Here is a 19,502-nt window from a genome sequence, read left to right as displayed (position 1 = left end):
CTGCCGGCGAGCCTGGTGGAATTGCGGGTGACCCGCGGACTGCCGAGACCCTAGGGTGCGTCAATGGCGATCAGACTCGATCACGTCACCGCGGAGCTGGATGCGCTCTTCGACCTTGACGCGGCCGGCCCCGACACTGCGATGAGCCGGCATGTGCCGCGGGTGTTCGACGAAGTGGGATTCGACTGGCGGGGGTTCGTGGAGCCGGGGTTCAGCCAGCGGTTCAACGGGCTGATGCGGCGTGGGCTCGAGTCGGTGGGGGCTGTTTACGGAGCGTGTCTGCCTTCGGCGCACGTGCTGGACGCGTGGCTGGCGGTCGCCCGGGCCGGGGACTTGTTGATCACGCATCATCCGATCGACGTACGCAACGGGTCGCCCGTGCATGACGTGTGGGCCGAGGGGTTCGTACCGATCGCTGAGGCGCAGTTGCAGGCCATCGCCGCCCGCGGGCTCTCGATGTATTCGTGCCACGCGCCGATGGACATCTCGCTCGAGGTCGGTACTGCCGCGGCCATTGTCGAGGCGCTGGACGGCAGCGTGGTGGGGCGGTTCTGGCCGTACGGCGACGGTCATGCCGGGCTCCTTGCCGACATCGCGCCCACGACCAGCGACCGGCTTGTGCACCGGGCGTCCGAGTTGTTCGGGGTGAGTCTTGTCGAGGTGGAGGGGGCGGCGCGTGAGGAGATCACACGGGTCGCGGTGGTGGGCGGAATCGGCGACCACGTCGATCAAATGGCTGTGGCGGAACGGCTCGGCGCGCACGCCTATCTGACCGGGGAGCTGCACGTACGGATCGAGGGTGACTACGGTCGCCGTAAGTTCGCAGAGGTGGAACGGTTTGCGGCCACGACGGGGATGACGCTCATCGGGGTGTCACATGCGGCCAGTGAGCACCTTGTCATCGAGACCCAGCTCGCCCGGTGGTTCGCGGGGACGTTCGGGGTCACGCTGCGGCCGATTCGCGAGGCCGAGTGGTGGCGGTGAGCGGGGCTGGTTGGATTCGGGGATGCGACCTTCGTTTTTGATGCCTCCCAAGCTTTCGCCCGGTGATCGGGTGGCTGTGCTTTCGCCGTCGTTCGCCGCGCCGGAAGTTTTTCCTGCCGTGCATGAGCAGGGGTTGCGGCGGCTGCGAGAGCTTTTCGGGGTGGAGCCGGTGGAGTTCCCGACCACGCGGCAGGCGGCGTCGGCTCAGGAGCGGGCTGCCGATCTGATGGCTGCCTATGCGGATCCGGGGATCCGGGCGGTGCTGGCGACCATCGGGGGCGATGACCAGATCACCCTGCTGCGGCATCTGGATCCGGCGCCGTTTGTTGCCGACCCCAAGCCGTTCTTCGGATATTCCGACAACACGAATCTGCACAACTGGCTCTGGTATCACGGGGTGGCCAGCTATCACGGGCTGTCGACGATGGTGCAGCTCGGACGGGGTGGCGGTGTTGAGGACATCGTGGAGCGGTCGCTGCGGGCTGCGCTGTTCGAGAGCGGGGATGTGGAGGTCGAGGCCCTTGCCGAGTTCACCGACGAGGAGCTGAACTGGGGTGAACCGGCGGCGTTGACCGAGGCGCCCGTGCCGTACCCGAGTCCGGGGCGGGTCTGGCATCGGGCGGACCGGGTTGTCACCGCGCCGACCTGGGGTGGGAGCTTGGAGGTCATGCACGCGACCGCGGCGGCGAGCCGGTGGGTTCGGCCGGTGGAGGATTACGCCGGGTGTGTGTTGCTGATGGAGACGTCGGAGGAGTTGCCCTCCGCCACCAAGGTTTTCCGGGTGCTGCGTGACTTCGGGGAGCGGGGGTTGCTGGAGCAGTTCCCGGCCGTGCTCGTCGCCACCGCCAAGGGGACGGCGCTTTTCAACCCGAAACCACGCGACGAGCGCGAGGTCTATCGGGAGGAGCAGCGCGCGGCCGTGCTCAAGGCCTTCAAGACCTACAACCCCGGGGCGATGATCGTGTTCGGCGTCGATTTCGGGCACACGGATCCGCAGTGGGTGCTGCCGTACGGCGGCAAGGTGACGGTGGACGGGCCCGCTCGGCGGATCACCGCGCACTTCTAGAGATCGAAGGTGCGGAAGAGCTCGTCGGGGTCGAGGCCCATGGAGGCGTAGTTGCCCTCGATCTCGAGGCTGACGAAGCCGTGCAGCCGGCTCCACGCCGTCACCGCGTGCAGGGCCACCGCTGGTTCCGCACCGGACCACGTGGACAGCTGGGCGGCCAGCGGGTCAGGGACCGGGGGAAGCGGCTCGGTGACGGTCAGCAGGCTGGTCATGGCGCGGTGGGCCGCGGCGACGAGGCTCTGGTCGTGGGGGTCGTAGCCGGGCAGGGGTGCGCTGAACAGCAGCCGGTATCGGTGCGGTGCGGCCAGTGCCCAGGCCCGGTAGGCCGCCGCGTGGTCCGCCAGGGTCGGCGGGGCGCCTTCCAGGGCGAGTGCGAGGTCGGCGTACGCGTCGAGGATCAGCTCGGTCAGGAGGGCGTCGCGGCTGGCGAAGTAGCGGTAGAGGGCCGGGCCGGAGACGCCCAGTTCCTTGGCGATCGCGTTCAGGGAGAGGGTCCCGGGACCGCCTTCGGAGAGTTGACGCAGGGCTGCGTCCTTGACCTCCTGACGCATCTGTGCCCGAAAACGATCACGGAGGCCGCCGGTTGTCATGCCGCAGACGCTACCTGCGCGACGCTCGGTCAGGAGACCCCGGGCACGGCGAGGAAGCGTTCGGCTGCCAGCCGGCCGACCTGGGCGCGCAGGCCCGAGGTGCGGGCCTGCTCGATCGCGCGGTGCAGGGCGCCCAGGGCCAGGTCGTCGAAGGGGACCTTGTCGGCGACCGGCTCATCGGCGGCCAGCTCGCGCAGCAGCAACAGGCCGCGGGTGCCCTCGCCGGGTTCCACGACGTCGAGCACCTTGAAACTGGTGCCCGGCAGGAACACCACCCGTGATTCGGCGCGGTGCTCGTCGTCGGGTTCGAGCAGGCGCGTACGCCGCCCCGTCATCGACCAGATCAGCACGTCGACGCCGCCGGGCAGGTCGGCGGGCGGGTCGATCAGCGCATGGGTGAAGCCGCGCTCACGCAGCACCTGACGTTCGCGCACCCGGCGCAGGTCGGCCGCGCAGAGGTCCGAGACCTGCATGGTCGCGCCGCGGTGGCTCGGCAGCCGGACCAGGCCGCCGCTGACGCACCGGGCGAACGGCACCTGCGGACCTTCGGACACCCCTTCGCGGAGGGCATCGTCGACCCCGTCACCCACCGCGGACAGATACAGGCGTACGGCGACCGCGTCCGCCATCGTGTCGGAGCCGGCCGAGTACCCGGGGTACTCGGCGAGGATCCGGGACACCGAGCTGGCCGCCAGGTCGAACTCGTGCCGGAGGGCGTCCTGCAGCCACGCGCGTTCCTCGCCCAGTTCGCCCGGATCGGTCACGCCGAGCGGGCCCCCTTCGGGCAGCTCCTGGAACCGCAACAACCGCGGCACCCCATGCGAAAGGTGCTTAGGGCCGGCAGAAGGGCGCAGGAGAACCTGTTCCACGGCGGCGAGCACGCGCACCGCGTCGGAGGGTGGCAGGACGGGTGCCTCAGCCGCGCGGGGGCTGATCCGCGGCGTGGTGCCGGCGCGGGTCGGCAGGTCGGGCGCGGGCGCGGCCCAGGGCGGCACCACGGCGAGGTTCGGTGTCACGTCCGGCACGGCGATCGCCGGCACCGCCTGAGCCAACCGGCGGCTGGGAAGGGCAGCCGGCAACGGCACCGAGACCGGCAGCTCGGTCGCGACCGCAAAAGTGGCCGGAGCAGGCGTCTCCGTGAGGGAGGACAGGGTGAAGCTGTGCGTGAGACCGTCCGCGATCGTGCCGCCCGCGGGCGCGGAGTTACGCGAGGTCACCACCACCGCGGAGGCGAGCTGCAGGGTGCTTCGTTCGCGGGTGGCCTGGTCGAGCCGGGCGACCAGGTCGTCGGCCAGCTCGCGGAGGCGGGTCATGCGGGCCGGTTGACCGTCTTCGATCACTACGGCGTGGACCGCGGGGTCGGCGGTGCGGGCACGGATCCGCTCGGCGTGGCGGGGCGGCTCCGCCGGGCGTACCCAGAGGCCTGATTGAAGGATCTCCACCACCGCGTCGTCGGCGTATCGGAAGATCAGCGGGGAGATCTCGTCGCCGAGGATCTCCGGGGCCTGGTAGCTGATGACCCGAGGCACCTCGGCGGCCACGGTGGGCCGGGCCCGGGGCGTGTAGCCGAGCTCGCGGGCGTAGACCTGCCAGCCTAGGCGGCCGTCCGGTGCGACGGTGTGCATCCGGGGGCGTTCCGGGCGGCCGACGGGCACCCCGGTGAAGCAGACGACCGGCGTACCGAGCAGATCGGCGAGTGCCTGCCCGAGCGACTCACCCTCGGGGAGCGCCACGGGGCCGTACTGGATGAAGCGCGCGTGGTCCCGGCCCAGATCGACCAGCTCGTGCCAGAAGCGGGCGATGTCGTCGAGGGCCAGCGGCGGCGTGCCGGGACAGCCCAGGACGACGGTGAACGCCTCCGGCTGGCAGGGCATGGCGGAGGCGAGCCACTGCCAGTGCTCGCGCAGCGCCGCCTCGTCGCGGGTGTCGCGGATCCAGACCCCGCCGGGCAGCGGTTCGACCATTCCGTTCGCGCTGGTGGGTAACGCGTCGGTCGCGGCCTCGTCCCAGACCGGCTGGGGATATCGTTTCGCCTCCCAGCTCGGCGGCCGGCCACGGCTGTAGCGGACCCACCCGCTGCCCTCGGTCGCGTGCACGAACAGCGCGCCGGACGTTCCCCGGATCAGTTGCCCGTAGGGCGCCACGACCGGGCGGCCGAGCCGGTCGGAGATCCACTGTCCGGCCAGGACGGACGTGTCCTGCCCGGTGCCGCAGACGACCAGCCGGATGCCCCGGCGCCGCCGGGGCAGGGCCGCGGCAACGGACTCCCAGATGCCCACAGGCAGGTCATCGTGCAGGTCGAGGACGACAATGTCGTTCTCGTCGTCCTCCACCACGGTGAGGGCGAGCGACTGTGCCTCGGGACTGATCTTGTCCCGTGCGTGCAGTACGAGAGCATTGCCGACGGTGTGCCTGCCGATGGGCGAGGTGTCCGTTCCGGTACGCATCCCGTCAGATCATGCCAGCACGCAATGCGTAAGCAACCGCGTGCGAACGGTTACGGAGTTTGAGGCGGTGCGTCACGCCATAGATGACGTTCTTTACGGTGCGCTCCGAGTAGCACAGCTCGCCGGCGATCTCGTTGGTGTCGAGCCCGTCGGCCATCAGCCGCAGCACATCAATCTCGCGCGGGGTCAGGCCTGAGGCGTTGAGCCCGTTCGGGGTGAGCACGTCGCGCTGCAGCCGCTCGATGTGCTTGAGCAGTTCGCCGACCAGGTTCGGCGGCATGACCCCGCCACCGTTGGCGGCGGCGAGCACGCTGTGCGCGAGACGCTCGGCGGTGACCGCGGCCCGCGGGAGGATCGCGACGACGCGGCACTCGACGGCGGTCAGCAGTTCGGTCTCGGTGATCTCGCCGGTGACCAGGACGACGGGCGTGCCGACCTCGGCCGCGCAGCGACGCAGCGTGGCGACGACCTCACCGGTCAGCCGGTCACAGGAGACCACGAGCACCTTGGCCTCGGCCCGATCGGCCTGACGGACCAGCAGAAGCTCCGGACGCGCCTGAAGATAGCTGGCGAGACCCGCCTGGCTCAGCGGATCCGAGGCCTGCAGCGCCACCCGAATCTGTTCCACGGTCAACCTCCGGCTTGTGGTCCTTCGTTACAGCCGGGCCAGTCTCCGGAAACGTTCTTCAGAAAACCTTCACACCGTCTTCAGAGGTTGGCGGGGGTTGTGAAGGTTCCATCTATCGACGCAGGTCAGATCATCAACTCCGGACAAGATAACGATCAGGCAATGTCGCCCGGCGCGACCTTGCGGCGGGCCTGACGCAGCGCCTCGATGTATTTGGGCAGCTCCTCGACCGCCTGCTCGAGCCGGCCGGGGGCGAGCTGATCGGCGAAGACCGCGTCGACCACGTCGTCGGCCAGGTCGCGGGGCAGGTCATCGACCCGCTGCGCGGGGACGTGCTGCCAGATCTTCAGGACGCGCAGCCGCGCCCGGGCGAGCGAGAGGGTTCGTTCGAGACCCGCGATGACCTCGTTGGCCCGCGCAGTGTCCACGACCAACCGCCCCTCGGTCGCGAGCGTCAGGAACAGCTCACCTGCGAAAGGAGATGAGGAAATTTCACGGTCGGCCGCCACCCTGCGAGTCCATCAGCCGACCCGCCGTCTCCGGAAGACCGGATGGGTTGCAATGCCCTGCCCGACCGGGTTCATTGCCCACCCCCACCACCCACGCTCCCAAGATGAACGTTATTAAAAGTGGGTTAAGGGAGATCCATGGATCCCGTAAGTCAGCGCTATGGTTATGCGCACGCGCCGTTCGGCCACTTGCGGACCACATGTAGATGTGGGTAAGGGCGGGCCGAGGCGTGTCACAGCGGTACTCAACGGGGGCGTTGGTCGGCGAGTTGCGTTAGGTTGCAGCTTCAACCGCCGAGAAGCGGGAGAAATCCCACGACGAACTAGGTTGGGAAGCCATGTCGGCAGAGCACGAGGGCATGGACCTCCGCCTGCTCGGCCCGGTCCGGGCGTGGCGCGGTGGCGCCGAGCTCCCGATCGGGTCCGCGCGACGGACGGCTGTCTTCAGCATGCTCGCGCTGAACGCCAACCACGCGGTCTCCCGCGAGCAGCTCGTCGCCGCGCTGTGGGGCGACGACCCGCCTGCCAGCGCCACCGGCAACGTCTACACGTACGTCTCGGCCCTGCGCCGGGTCCTCGAGCCGAGCCGGGACCGCTGGGCCGCCGGGCAGGTGCTCACCTCCGGCGGCGGCACCTATCAGCTGCACCTGCGCGAGCAGGACATCGACGTCTTCCGGTTCGACGCGCTGCGGGAGGAGAGCAAACGGCATCGCGCCACCGGTGACCGGCAGGCCGAGCTGACGGCGATCAGCGCGGCGCTGCAGCTGTGGCACGGCGAGGCCCTGGCCGGGGTGCCCGGACCCTTCGCCGAGTCCCAGCGGCTGCGGCTGACGGAGTTCCGGCTCGCCACCGCCGAACGGCACGCGACGCTGCTCATCGAGACCGGGCGCTTCGACGAGGCCATCACGGTGCTGCGGGGGCTCGTCAGCGCGTACCCGTTGCAGGAGCAGTTGCACTCGATGCTCGGCACCGCGCTGCAGGGAGCCGGACGCCCCGCCGAGGCCGCGCGGCACGCCGCTGTGCGGCACGCACCGCCGTCCCGGGCACCCGGGCGCGGGCCCTGGCCGGTGCCGTCCGACCGCGCGACGTTGTTCGGCCGCGACGACGAACTGCGCCGCCTGCGCCGGGCCGCCGTCGAGGTGGCCGACGGCCGGGGTCGCAGCCTGCGTCTCGAAGGCCCACCCGGCATGGGCAAATCGGCGCTGATGACCGTGGCTCTGCGCGGCGCGACCCCGGCCGGCTGCCGCACGGGATGGGCCGTCGCCGACGAGCTGTCCCGGCGGACGCCGCTCGGGGTGCTGCGCGAGTGCTTCGAGTCGGCGATGTCCGGCGACTCCGCCCGGGAGCTGGTGCAGCACGGGCCGGCCGACCAGATCGTGCCGCGCGCGGTGGAGCTCATCCGCGCGACGGCGGAGCAGGCCCCGCTGATCCTCGTCATCGACGACCTGCAGTGGGCGGACCCGCTCACGCTGCGGGTCTGGGCCGCCCTGCACGCCGCCACGGCCGAGCAGCCGCTGCTGCTGATCTCCGCGGGCCGGCCCGGTTCGGCAGAGCTGCGCGAGGTGCCCGTCGACGAGGTCGTCGAGCTGGAGCCGCTCGGGACACCCGCCGCCACCCAGCTGGTCCGCGCGGTGGCCCCGGAGCCACCGGACCCGCGGATGCTGCAGGACATCCTCACCGACGCCGCCGGAAGTCCCTGCTACCTGCGGCATCTGGCCCGGCTCAGCCCGGATCTCGCCGCCACGGTCGCCGCGCATCTCGCCGCGTTCAGCGAGGAGACGCGGCAGCTGCTGCGCGCCGTCGCATACCTGAACGCCGGTCCCGATCCGGACGCCGAGCCCGGTTGCATGCTCGGCGAGCTCGCCCTGGTCACCGACCGCTCCACCGATGACCTGGTCCGGGCGCTGACCCCGGCCGTGTCCGCCGGGGTGCTGGGCGCGGCAGGCGAGCGGGTCTTCTTCCAGCACCGGGTTGTCGCCCGGGTGCTGCACGAGGGCACGCCCCACTCGCTGCGGATCATGCTGCACCGCTCGTTCGCCTCGCGGATCGCCGACGCCGGTGGCCCGCCCGAGCGGGTCGTCGCCCAGCTGCTCGCCGGCCCGGTGCCGCTGGACGGCCCGGTCGCGCAGTGGCTCACCTCGCGCATCGAGGACCTCGCAGCCCGGGCACCACAGCTCTCGGTCACGGTGCTGCAGCGGGCCCGCGCCCAGTACGCCGTCGCCCCGGAACAACGCCTGGTGCTCACCGCCTGGCTCGCCCGGCTGCTGCTGAGCCAGGGCCGCAACGGCGCCGCCGAGGCCGGCTGGGTCGCCGCCCGCACCACCGACCCCGAGCTCGAGGGCGAGATGCGCTGGATCGCGGCGATGACCCACGAGAAGCGGGGCGAACACGACGCCGCGGCCGAGATCGCCCGATCCGTGCTGCGCGAGCGCCGGGTGCCGCTGCACCGCCTCGACCAGTTCCGGGTGATGCTCACCCGCATCCGCCCGCACCTGGCGGGGAACCCGACGATGCCGCATCTTTCCCGTTCGGCGATGATCGTTGACGAAGTTTCTGTTATCCGCTGACCGCGAGCGCCGTCCCCCTTCAGTGAGCGGAATGGGAGGCAACGTGCCGTCGACACCGCAGGACCGGCTCCGGGTCTCTGTCCTGGGCCCGGTTCGCGCCTGGCTGGGTGAGCGCGAGCTGAACCTCGGCGCGGCCCGTCAACGCACCCTCTTCGCGGTCCTGGCCGCCGCTGCCGGCCGGGTCGTCGGGCGGGACGAGCTGATCGAGGGCATCTGGGGCGCGGCGCCACCGGCCACCGCCACCGGCAGCGTCTACACGTACATCTCCGGGTTGCGCCGGGTCCTCGGCCACGACCTGCTCACCTCCGGCCCCGCCGGGTACGCCCTCCAGCTCACCCCCGAAGACCTCGACAGTGCCCGCTACATCACCTTGAGTCAGCAGGCGGCTGAGCTGCGTGACACCGGTGACCTGGCCGGGGCGGTCGCGCTGCTGGACGAGGCCCGGACGCTGTGGAAGGGCGAGCCGTACGCGGGGCTCTCCGGTCACGGCATCGAGGTGGAACGCGCCCGCCTGACCGAGCGTCGCCTGACCGCCATCGAGATGCGCGCCCGCGCGGCACTGGAGCTCGGCGAGGACGACCTGGTCGCCCAGCTGACCAGCCAGATCCGCGTCTACCCGCTGCACGAGCCGCTGCACGAGCTGCTGATGCTGGCCCTGCACCGCACCGGCCGGCGTACCGAGGCCCTGGAGGTCTACCGGGCGGCCCGCCGCATCCTCGTCACCGAGCTGGGTGTCGAGCCCGGCCCGGCCCTTGCCGACCTGCACCAGCGCGTGCTGACCGGCGCCGCCGAGCCCGCCACCCCCGCCCGTCCGGTGCCGCCGGTGCTGCCACCGCAGGTGGCCCGTGCCCTGCGGGACGGCTCGGCGGGCCGCACCCCGGCCGGCCGCGAGGACGAGCTCGAGCGGCTGCGGGAGCTGGTCCAGGAGGTCGCCGCGGGTCACGGAACCGCTGTCTGGATCGAGGGTGAGCCCGGCATCGGCAAGACCGAGCTGCTCACCGCCGCGTTCGCCGACGCGGCGAGCCTGGGCTGCCAGGTCGCGTGGGGCGTCGCGGACGAGCTCGACCAGCACGTGCCGCTGCAGGTGGTGACGCGGGCACTGGGACTGGAGACCACCCCTGACGACCCGCCGCTCGCCACCGGTCTGCAGGAGGGCGGCGCGGAGGAGAGCTCGGCTGCCGACCGGGTGCTCGCGTACGTGCGGGCTGCCTGCGCGATCGCCCCGCTCGTCCTGGTCGTCGACGACCTGCAGTGGGCCGACGAGTCCAGCGTCATCTTCTGGGACCGGCTCGTGGCCGTCACCCCACGGTTGCCGCTGCTGCTGGTCGCGGCGGCCCGCCCTGAGCCTAAAGGCCGGGAGCTCGCCCAGTTGCGGCGCAGCGTGCAGAACAGGAGCGGTCACTCGCTCGTCCTGCGGGCCCTGCCCCCGGCGGCGGTCGAGCAGCTCGTGGTGCAGATGGTCGGTGCCCCGCTCGGGCCGAACCTTGCGGAGGTCGTACCCCGCTCGGGCGGCAACCCGCTCTGCGCGAGGGAGATGGTCACCGCGCTGATCAGGCGCGGCGCGGTGCGGACAGCCGACGGCATCGCCGACATCGACGGTTCCGTGCCGGTCGAGGCACCGCGGTCGCTGCTGGCGGTGGTACGGGCCACCTTGGACTTCCTCTCCCCCGACACCCAGGAAGTCCTGCGGATGGCCGCGATGCTCGGCACCCAGTTCGCGGTCGATGACGTCGTCGCGGTGACCGGGCGCGCGCCGTTCATCCTGCTGGCCAACCTCGAGGAGGGGCTCGCCGCGAGCGTCCTGGTCGATGCCGGCACCGACCTCGCCTTCCGGCACTCGTTCCTGCGCCAGGCGCTCTACGAGAGCATCCCGGCACCGGCCCGCGCCGCGCTGCACCGGCACACCGCCGAGGTGCTCGACCGCGGCGGCAGCCCCATCACCCGGGTCGCCGAGCAGCTCGCCGCGGTGACCCCGGTGGTCGACGAGTGGGTGGTGTCGTGGCTGGTCAAGCATTATGCGGAGGTCGCCAGGCGGGTGCCGCAGATCGCCGGTGGGCTCCTTCGTCAGGTGCTCGCCACCGCCGTGCCCACCGCCGCCCAGCGCGAGACCCTGCTGATCGCCCTGGTGAAGCTGGACTTCCGGCACCAGCGCTGGCCGATGGACGAGGCACGGGAGGCCGCCGCGCTGGCCGGTGACCCGTCCGATCGCGCGGAGATGCGGCAGCTGCTGGCCGTGATGACGTTCCGGCGCGGCGACCCGGATGCCGCCATGGCGATGCTCGAAGCGACGGTGGTGGACCCCGAGATGCCGGAGCTCTGGCGTACGCGGCACCGCGTCCTGCTGGCCAACTTCCGCCGCGGCGGCCTGGACGACCTGGACCGCGCCGACGAGGTGGCCGAGCGGCTGCGCGCTGAGGCAGAGGTGGCCGGGGAGCCGTACGAAGCGGCATTCGCCCTGCAGACCAGCTGGCTGACGAACTCCATCCGCCGCGACCACGAACGCGCCCTCGAGTACGTCGACCGCGCGCTGGACCTCATGCGTGACCACCCCACGTTCGCCGGCATGTACTTCGACCTGCTCGACAACCGCATGTTCACGCTGCAGAACCTCGACCGGCTCGACGAGGCGGAACGCACCCTGCGCGAGGCGGCGCTCTTCGCGATCCGGCACCGGCTGCCCAGCACGCTGCAGGTCGCCTCGGCGGTGCAGTACTACTGGCTGGGCCGCTGGGACGACTCCCTGGCCGAGGTCAGCGCGGTCACCGACGACGCACCCGGGATCACCTTCCTCGGCATGCGCGAGCCGGGCGCGGTCAGCATGCTGCTGCACGGGGTCGCCGCGCTCATCGCCGGTCACCGCGACGACGCCGACCTGGCAGCCGGGCATCTGGACGCGGCGGACGTGCTGCCCGCCACCGATGCCGAGCGGGAGAGCTGCGACTTCCTGATGGTCGCCCGGGCCCTGCGCGCCGAGCAGCAGGGCCGCGCCGACGAGGCGCTCGACCTCCTCGCGCCGCTGCTCGTCCCCGGCTACGCCCGGATGATGCTGCGGCACCAGTGGCTGCCCGATGTGGCCCGGCTCGCCCTGGGCCAGGGCCGCAAGGACATCGCAGAGAACGCCGCCGCCCTGTGCGAGAACGAGGCGGGCAAAGAGGTGCGGCCGGCGCGCGCGTGGGCGGCGGCCCAGCGCTGCCGGGCACTGCTCGACGGAAACCCGGAGCCGGCCCTGGCCGCGGCCGCGCACTACCGCACGGTGGGCCGGGTGCCCGAGCTGGCGGCGGCGCTGGAGGACGCGGCGGTGCTGCTGGCCACGAACCGGCGCCCGCACGAGGCGGCCCGCACCGGCGCCGAGGCCGTCGAGCTCTACACCGTGCTGGGCTCCCGCTGGGACCTGCGGCGCACCAACGAGCGGCTCGCCGAGGTCGGGGTGGACGTTTCCCGCGAGGTCAGTGCAGGGTGATCTCGATGGGGCCCATCTTCTGCTGAGCCAGCTTGCCCGCGTTGTCCGCGGCGGCCTGGACGGCCTGGGCGATGGCGGTCTGCAGCGCCGCCACGTCACGCCGATCAAAAACGGCCGGATCGACACGTACGCCCTGGAGCTTGCCCATCCCGCTGGCCAGCACGGTCACCGAGCCGTCGGCGGAGCGACCGGTGACGATCGCCTTGCCCAGGTCGGTCTGCGCGTCGGCCATCTCCTGCTCGAACACCTTGGCGCGATCGAGGAACTCCTGGATCTCCTCGGGCTGCATGCTGTGCTCCTCTACAAGACTGCGGCGAGGCCGCCGGGCTGACGGGAGGCCGCGGACGAGGACGCGGTCCGGCCGGCGAGGCCGTTGAGGTCGGCGAGGGCCAGGGTCCTGGACGCAGCCGTACGCGTGAGCCCCCACGAGAACAGGTGCGCCGCCCGGACAGTGCGCTCGGGCAGCCCCGCCGCCAGATCGACCAGGGCGGCGCGGACGTCGTCGGGCACCTCGTGGCCCCTGCGCACCAGGTGCCGGACCACGATCTCTGCCAGCTCCGGAGTGGTGTAACCGGGCATCGACCAGTCCTGCCCGAAGACCTCGGCAACCGACGGGACCGCCGCACGCAGCTCGCGCAACGCCCGCTCCTCGCCGATCAGCACCACGACCGGGTCACCGGGCGCCGGGCGCGTCCGCGTGACGAGCTGCTCGACGATGTCCGCGCCGGTCCCGCTGCCGTCGTCGGTGTAGTCGACCATCAGCACGCCACCCTCGGCGTCCCGCAGCGCGGCCTCGACCAGGCTGCCTGCCTGCCCGGGCCACTGCGGCGCGAGCTCCTGCGCGGTGCTCACCCGGATCAGCTGGCCGACGGGCACGAGGTTCAGCTCGGAGAGGCCGGCGGCGTAGTGCCGCGCGAACTCGCTGCGGCCGCTTCCGCTCGGACCGGTCACGATCACGTTCGCATGCTTACCGTACGCCCGCCGCCTGTTTCGCAGCTCGCACAGCTGGAGCAGCGTCGTGCCCACCGCGTCGCGTACGGGAGCCGCGCCGACCAGGTTGCAGACCCGTCGCCAGCTGCGCGTCGCGTTGATAGCTCCGGCCGGGTTGCTGGCCGCGTCGGGCTGCGTGTTCTTCTCCGCCGGCAGGTCTTCGAGCAGGTCCAGCTCGGGCGCGAGGTCCTCGCCGGTCAGCCGGTTGAGCTCGCTGTCCTTCGACGGCGGCGTCGTCGCCAGCCGCGACGCCTGATTGTTGATCATCGCTTCGAACAGCTTGCGCGCCACACGTCCGTTACCGAACGTCGAGTTCTTCGGAATCCGCTCGAAGTACGTCGTCAGCGCGGCCACACCGTCGTCGGTCAGGTCGTAGTAGTGCTTGTGACACAGATTCGTCGTGATCGTGACGAGCTCGTCGACGGAATAGTTCGGGAACTCGACCGTGCGGGTGAAGCGGGAGGCCAGACCGGGGTTCGACTCAAGGAACTTCTCCATCAGCTCCGAATACCCGGCGACGATCACCACGAGCTCGTCGCGGTGGTCCTCCATCATCTTCATCAGCGCGTCGATGGCCTCCTGACCGAAGTCCGGTCCCGAACCACCCGACCCCGCCGACAGCGTGTACGCCTCATCGATGAAGAGCACGCCACCCATGGCCTTATTGATCAACTCGGTGGTCTTGATCGCCGTCGAGCCGATGTACTGCCCGACCAGGTCCGCGCGCGCCGCCTCGACCATGTGGCCCTTGGACAGAATCCCCAGTTCCTTGAGGACCGTCCCGTAGAGCCGCGCCACCGTGGTCTTACCCGTTCCGGGCGGGCCCGCGAAGACCAGGTGCCGGCTCATCGGCGGCATCGGCAGGCCCATCTGCAACCGGACCTGCGACATCTTGATCAGGTTGATCAGCGCGGTGACCTCGTGCTTGACGCCCTTCAGACCGATCAGGCTGTTCAGCTCGCGCAGCGGGCCGGTCAGCTCGTCCTCGACCGGCGGCGCGGTCTCAGCCTGCTCCGGCCCCCCATCGTCCGGGTAGTCATCCACATAGGAGGGGGACTGTGGAGCCGGCGCCGGGCTCACCGGCTCGGGCGCGGTCCTGACGACCAGCGACTCGACGGTCAGCTGGGCGTCGTCGGCCTTGCGGACATCCTCGCCGCCGCTCTCCTGCACCGTGCAGTGGCTGAGAGTCACCGGCTCGGCACTGTCCACGTCGAATCCGTTGGCGCCGCTGACCAGCACCTCGCAATCGGTGAACGTGCCCCGGCCGCCGCGGGACACCGCGACACCGTTGCGCCGCGCCCGGCGTACCCGCGTCTGGGTGGCCGTCACCACACCGCCCGAACCGATCGACAGGCCGTCGCCGGGCGCCTCCGTGATCTCGCTGTCGCGCACCTGGAGCTCGCCATCGGCGACCTGCACCCCGGCACCGCGGACCTGCGCCGACTGCAGCACGAGGGAGGAACCGCCACCGACCGTGACCGTCACTGCCTGCGTACCGTTGAACCGGGCCTCGCGAATCGTGCCGCGGGCGGCCGCACGCAGCTCGAGCGCCACCGCCTCGCCGGCCTCGACCGCGAGATCGGAGCCGTCCAGCGTGGCGCCGTCCTTGACGAGCAGCCCCGCCCCGGTGCCGATCGTCGCCTGGAGGCGCTGCATGACCGCCCGGCCCGCGCCGCCGATGACCGCCACCTGCTCCTCGGTGCCCCGAACGGTCAGGCCCTCGAAGCGCGGAGTGCTCTCACCGTCCACATTGATGCCGGTGGGGGCATCCGCAAACGTGCAATCGACGAACGTGGGCTTCGACTTGCCGGTCACGTGCGCGGCGGTGTGCCCGGCGCCGGTGAACGTGCAGCGTTCGAAGCGTGGTGACGCGCCGTCCGCGATGTGCGCGGCCTGCAGCGTCGCACCGGTGAACGTGGAATCGCTGATCACGGCGTCGATCTCGCCCCGCAGGAAGAGGTCGACGTTGCCGCTGTCACGCACGGTGAGCCGTTGGATCCGGGCCCAGCCGCGCTGCTCGATCACGACGGCCGGCTTGCCCGCCTTCACGATCTCGCACTGCTCGATGGTCAGCCGGGCATCGCCGTTGACGCAGACGCTGTTGGCGCCGGTTCCCCGGATCACGCAGCGGCGCAGGGTCAGCGCACCCTTCTCGCCGACCACGATGCCGGAGGTCGCCACATCGGTGACCAGGGTGTCCTCGATCGCGCTCGTCCCCGGGGACATCACCACGATGCCGGCCCCGGCCGAGCTGCGCACCTCACAGCCACGCAGCGCCAGCGAGCCCTGCAACCGGGCCAGCAACGTCACCCAAGCAGCACCGGAGATCTTGCAGTTGTCGAGCGCGACCTCACCGGAGTACACGTCCACCGCGGCCAGCTTGGTGTCCCCGCTACCCAGCGTGATGCCGCGCAGCTGCGCACCCTCGCCGTGCACGACGAGGACGCTGCCCTCCTCCACGATCACCTCGACCGGGCCGCCGCCCTCGACCGCGCTGATCGTGATGCGGTTGCCCACGATGAGCTTCTCGGCGTACCGGCCGGGATGCACGGAGATCGTCGCGCCCGCCTCGGCACGCGCGATCGCGGCGCTGATCGACGGATACGCGCCGGGCTGACCGCCGCCCACCACCAGAACCTGTCGGCTCATCGTCCGCTCACCTCCTCGCGGACCGGCCTGCGGTCCAGCCCCGGCAGGACACCGAACCGGCCTGTCGAGCCGGCACCGATCCGCCGCTTGGGTTCGGCACTCGCCCACCGCTCCACGCTGCGCCGCAACGACGTCACGGCCAGCTCGTCGAGCGACACCCGGTTCGGATCGACCCGGCCGTCGTCACCGATCTCGTTCGCACCGATCTCGCGCATCAGAATCGAGCCACGCCCGCCGGCCTCGGGCTGGTGCAGCTCCAGGATCTTGTAGTGCGTACCGGGCAGGAACAGCACCCGGTCCTCGATCCGGTCGTCACCCTCCGGCTCGAGCACCGCCGTCCGCCGCGCCGTCATCGACCACACCAGCACGTCGGTGTCGCCGTCCTGGCTGGAGCAGGGCGCCGTGAGCATGTTGACGAACGCCCAGTCCGTCACGACCCGGCGCTCGCGGTACTGCGCCCACTCACCCGACGTCGGCGAGGTCCGATAGACCGTGGTACCGCGGAACGACGGCAGCCGCGACAGCCCCGAAACCGTGCAGCGCGCGAACGGCACGTGCGGCCCGTTCGTCGCCGACCGCAGCCCCGCGTCGATCCCCGCGCCCCGGCCGGAAAGGTAGAGCCGCACCGCCACCGAGTCGGCGAGCACGTCCTCCTTGCCCGCCGCCCCGCCGGTGGCCTGCAGCCCCGGGTGCTCACTCATGATCCGCGAAACCGAACTCGCCATGATGTCGAAGTCCCGGCTCAGCGTGCGCCGCAACCAGGCCCGCTCATCGTCGAGCGCACGGCTGGGCATCAACGCCGAGGCACCCGGCGAGGGCACCGGCTGGAACCGCACGTCCGGCACGGCTTCTTTTTTCGGCTCGGGGTTGAGCTCGGCCTTGGGCTCGGGCTGGGCTTTGGGGTCGGGCTGGGCCTTGGGCCTTGTTGCGGCTGCGGGGTCCAGCGCCTGGAGGCGGTCTACGTTGTGGACCGGCTCGGTGACCGGCAGCGACATCGGCATGGGCGCGGTCACAGGATCAACAACCTGCTCCGCGTACGCCCGGAGCGAAGGCTCGATCGCCGGCGCGGCCACCGCCTCCACCACCTGCTGAACCGCGACCGGAGCAGCGGGCTCACCGACCGCCTCGACCACGGACATCGCCGGCCGCTCGAAAGCCGGAGCTTCAATTGCGGGCGCCTCGAAAGCGGGCGTCTCGACGGACGGCTGCTCTGCGACCCGCTGCTCGAACGCCGGCGCTCCGACGGCCGGCTGCCCTCCGACGGCCTGTTCAAAGGTGGACGGCTCGACCGTCGGCTGCCCGCCGGTCTGCTGCCCGCCGGCCTGCTGCTCAAGGGCGGGTGCTTCAACAACTGGCCGGCCGAAAGCGGGCGCTTCAACGGCCGGCTGGCCGGAAGCGGGCGCTTCAACGACCCGCTGGCCGAAGGCGGGTGCTTCGACGACCGACTGGCCGCCGCCCTGCTGGTCGAAGGCGGGCGGTGCGAATGCCGGGGGTGCCTCGAAGACCGGTGCCCGGAACGACTCCGGCTGGATCGCCGGCTGCGGCAGGGTCGGCGGCTCGACGACGGACTGGTCCACGGCCGGTTGCACAAAGGTAGGCGACTCGATGGCGGACTGCTCCGTCGCCGGCTGCGCAAAGGCGGACGGCTCGACGACAGACTGGTCCCTCGCCGGCTGCGCAAAGGCGGACGGCTCGAGGAAAGAGGCGGCGGCCGGCTGGACCGGTTCGGACTGCGGCGGCTCCGCGGGCTGCTGGACAGGCGGCGTGGCGGGCTGGGACTGCTGCTGGACGAACGCGGCGAAAGCCCGGGTCTCCGGGAAGCCCTCCGGCATGATCGGCACGATGCGCTGCTGGACCACGGTCGCCGGGACCGCCTCGTAGCGCGGCTGCGACACGGTCGGCTCGACCTGCTCGAAATGCCGCTGAACAGCGCCCGGCCGGCCCTGCTCGAAGTCCTGCTGACCTGCGCCCGGCCGGCCCTGCTCGAAGTCCTGCTGACCTGCGCCCGAACGACCCTGCCCGAAGTCCCGCTGACCCGGCCCCGGCCGAACCTGCTCGGACTGCTGCTGGAAAGTCGGGGCGACCTGCTGCTGCTGGAACGCCGTAGGGGCGACCTGCTGCTGGAATGCCGGTGCGACCTGCTGCTGGAACGCCGTGGGGGCGACCTGCTGCTGCTCGATCGCTGCGGCGGCGGCCGGCTCGATCACCACCGCGGCGACTTCCGGCGACTGCATGATTGTGGCAGCGGGGCGGGGTGGGAGGGGCATTTCGATGCGGGCCTGGATCGGCTGGCGGGGGATGTCGGAGGGGCGCAGGGTGGCCTCGGCGCGGCCGGCGGGGCGCTGGCCCGGGACCATTACCGAGGCTGGGAAGAGTGCTGTGTCCTGGCCGACGGTGGGTTCGACGCGGGCGGCGAGGTCTTCGGCGAGTTCACGCATTCGCATGGAACGCTCGTCGACGGTGTCGTCGAAGATGAGGGTGCTGCCTTCGGGGTCGAGCGGGGTCGCTCGCACCCGTTCGGCGTTGGGCGGTTCTTCCACGGCGCGGACCCAGAGTCCGGTTTGGACGACCTCGACGACCGCGTCGGGGGCGTACCAGAAGACTCGGGGGGAGATCTCCTCGGTCCAGCGCAGGGGAGCTCGGTGGCTCAGGACCGCGGCGCGGCGGGCCTTGGAGTTGGGGTGGGCGCGGGGGGTGTAGCCGAGCTCGATGGCGAACGGAGGCCAGCCGAGCACGCCGTCCGCGCGTACGGTGCGGATCTCGAATTTGCCCGGAGCGCCCACCGGGACGCCGGTGTAGCAGACGACCTGGGTGCCGAGCAGGTCCGCCAGGGCCTGACCGAAGGCCTCGCCCTCGGGGAGCCGGACGTCGCCGTACTGCACAAAACGGGTACGCAGGCGGCTGTCCGGGTCGAGGTCGCGCCAGAAGCGGACCACGTCGTCGAGGGACAGCGGGGCGGTGCCGGGGCAGCCGAGCAGGACGGTCATGACCTCGGGCTGGCAGGGCACGTCGGCGATCAGGCGTTTGCGGTGCTCGTCGACGATCTCCGGCTCTCGGATGTCGTGGATCCACACGCCGCCGGGCAGGGGTTCGATCTCGCCGGTGGAGCTGGAGGCGCGCTTGTCGGTGGCGGCCTTGTCCCACAACGGGGTCGGGTAGCGCTTGGCGTCCCAGGTCGGCGGCTTGCCGGGGCGGAAACGCACCCAGCCGCTGCCGGGGGTGGAGTGCACGAACAGCGCGCCGGCCGAGCCGCGGACCAGTTCGCCGTCGGGCGCGATGACCGTACGGTTCAGTCGCTCGGAAAGCCATTGACCGGCCATCGCGGCGGCGTTGTGGTGCCGTCCGCACGCGACCAGCCGGATGCCCCGGCGGCGGCGGGGCAGCACGCCCGCCATCGACTCCCAGGATCCGATCGGCATCCCGTCACCCAGGTCGAGCACGACCACGTCGTTCTCGGCGTCCTCGACCACGGACAGGGCGAGCGACTGCGCCTCGGCGCTGATCGAGTCCTCGGCGTGCAGGACCAGCGCGTTACCCACGGTGTGCTGGACGACGCCGCTGGGCTCGTCCTTGCCACCGCGCAGGAGTCCACGGATTCCGGTTGCCATACGT

At 71.4% G+C, this 19,502-nt stretch carries 11 protein-coding genes; 4 read left to right on the top strand and 7 right to left on the bottom strand.

What is annotated here, in order from left to right; translation table 11 throughout:
• Positions 1-63 precede the first annotated feature (63 nt).
• Positions 64-984 (top strand): Nif3-like dinuclear metal center hexameric protein, encoded by a 921-nt coding sequence (locus Ahu01nite_RS14425; protein ID WP_203837015.1) that lies wholly within the window; start codon positions 64-66, stop codon positions 982-984.
• 70 nt (positions 985-1,054) lie between these two features.
• Positions 1,055-2,050, top strand: coding sequence for a S66 family peptidase (locus Ahu01nite_RS14420; protein ID WP_307794524.1), 996 nt, complete (start codon positions 1,055-1,057; stop codon positions 2,048-2,050).
• On the opposite strand, the gene Ahu01nite_RS14415 is transcribed toward Ahu01nite_RS14420, so the two are convergent.
• The 4 genes from Ahu01nite_RS14415 to Ahu01nite_RS14400 form a co-directional block, all read right to left on the bottom strand.
• Positions 2,047-2,640, bottom strand: a complete 594-nt coding sequence (locus Ahu01nite_RS14415) for a TetR/AcrR family transcriptional regulator (protein ID WP_203837013.1) — start codon at positions 2,638-2,640, stop codon at positions 2,047-2,049. The genes Ahu01nite_RS14420 and Ahu01nite_RS14415 overlap by 4 nt on opposite strands.
• 29 nt (positions 2,641-2,669) lie before the next feature.
• Positions 2,670-5,087 carry a hypothetical protein gene (locus tag Ahu01nite_RS14410; RefSeq protein ID WP_203837012.1) on the bottom strand — a complete coding sequence of 806 codons (2,418 nt, stop codon included), beginning with the start codon at positions 5,085-5,087 and terminating at the stop codon, positions 2,670-2,672.
• 4 nt (positions 5,088-5,091) lie between these two features.
• On the bottom strand, positions 5,092-5,715 hold the full coding sequence (locus Ahu01nite_RS14405; RefSeq protein ID WP_203837011.1) for a helix-turn-helix transcriptional regulator: 624 nt from the start codon (positions 5,713-5,715) through the stop codon (positions 5,092-5,094).
• Between the two features lie 155 nt (positions 5,716-5,870).
• Positions 5,871-6,224 carry a hypothetical protein gene (locus tag Ahu01nite_RS14400; protein WP_203837010.1) on the bottom strand — a complete coding sequence of 118 codons (354 nt, stop codon included), beginning with the start codon at positions 6,222-6,224 and terminating at the stop codon, positions 5,871-5,873.
• Between the two features lie 338 nt (positions 6,225-6,562).
• Here Ahu01nite_RS14400 and Ahu01nite_RS14395 point away from each other — a divergent pair, with 338 nt between their 5' ends.
• Together Ahu01nite_RS14395 and Ahu01nite_RS14390 are read left to right on the top strand one after the other, a co-directional pair.
• The gene (locus tag Ahu01nite_RS14395) at positions 6,563-8,791 is read left to right on the top strand and encodes an AfsR/SARP family transcriptional regulator (protein WP_239158841.1); all 2,229 of its coding nucleotides are present in this window, start codon (positions 6,563-6,565) and stop codon (positions 8,789-8,791) included.
• Between the two features lie 31 nt (positions 8,792-8,822).
• Positions 8,823-12,251 (top strand): ATP-binding protein, encoded by a 3,429-nt coding sequence (locus Ahu01nite_RS14390; protein ID WP_203837009.1) that lies wholly within the window; start codon positions 8,823-8,825, stop codon positions 12,249-12,251.
• Here Ahu01nite_RS14390 and Ahu01nite_RS14385 read toward each other — a convergent pair.
• The 3 genes from Ahu01nite_RS14385 to Ahu01nite_RS14375 are packed head-to-tail and all read right to left on the bottom strand — an operon-like array spanning position 12,238 to position 19,498.
• Positions 12,238-12,540: a YbaB/EbfC family nucleoid-associated protein gene (locus Ahu01nite_RS14385; protein ID WP_203837008.1), complete on the bottom strand. Its 303-nt coding sequence runs from the start codon at positions 12,538-12,540 to the stop codon at positions 12,238-12,240. The two genes, Ahu01nite_RS14390 and Ahu01nite_RS14385, sit on opposite strands and share 14 nt — an antisense overlap.
• A gap of 11 nt (positions 12,541-12,551) precedes the next feature.
• Positions 12,552-15,890 (bottom strand): right-handed parallel beta-helix repeat-containing protein, encoded by a 3,339-nt coding sequence (locus Ahu01nite_RS14380; protein ID WP_203837007.1) that lies wholly within the window; start codon positions 15,888-15,890, stop codon positions 12,552-12,554.
• Positions 15,887-19,498, bottom strand: a complete 3,612-nt coding sequence (locus Ahu01nite_RS14375) for a hypothetical protein (RefSeq protein WP_203837006.1) — start codon at positions 19,496-19,498, stop codon at positions 15,887-15,889. Before Ahu01nite_RS14375 ends, Ahu01nite_RS14380 begins: the two co-directional genes overlap by 4 nt.
• Between the last annotated feature and the right edge of the window lie 4 nt (positions 19,499-19,502).

The organism is Winogradskya humida, from assembly GCF_016862215.1.
Taxonomy (GTDB): Bacteria; Actinomycetota; Actinomycetes; order Mycobacteriales; family Micromonosporaceae; genus Actinoplanes; species Actinoplanes humidus.
Note: the sequence above shows the minus strand (reverse complement) of the source record. Positions and strands in the feature narration are given on the sequence as shown.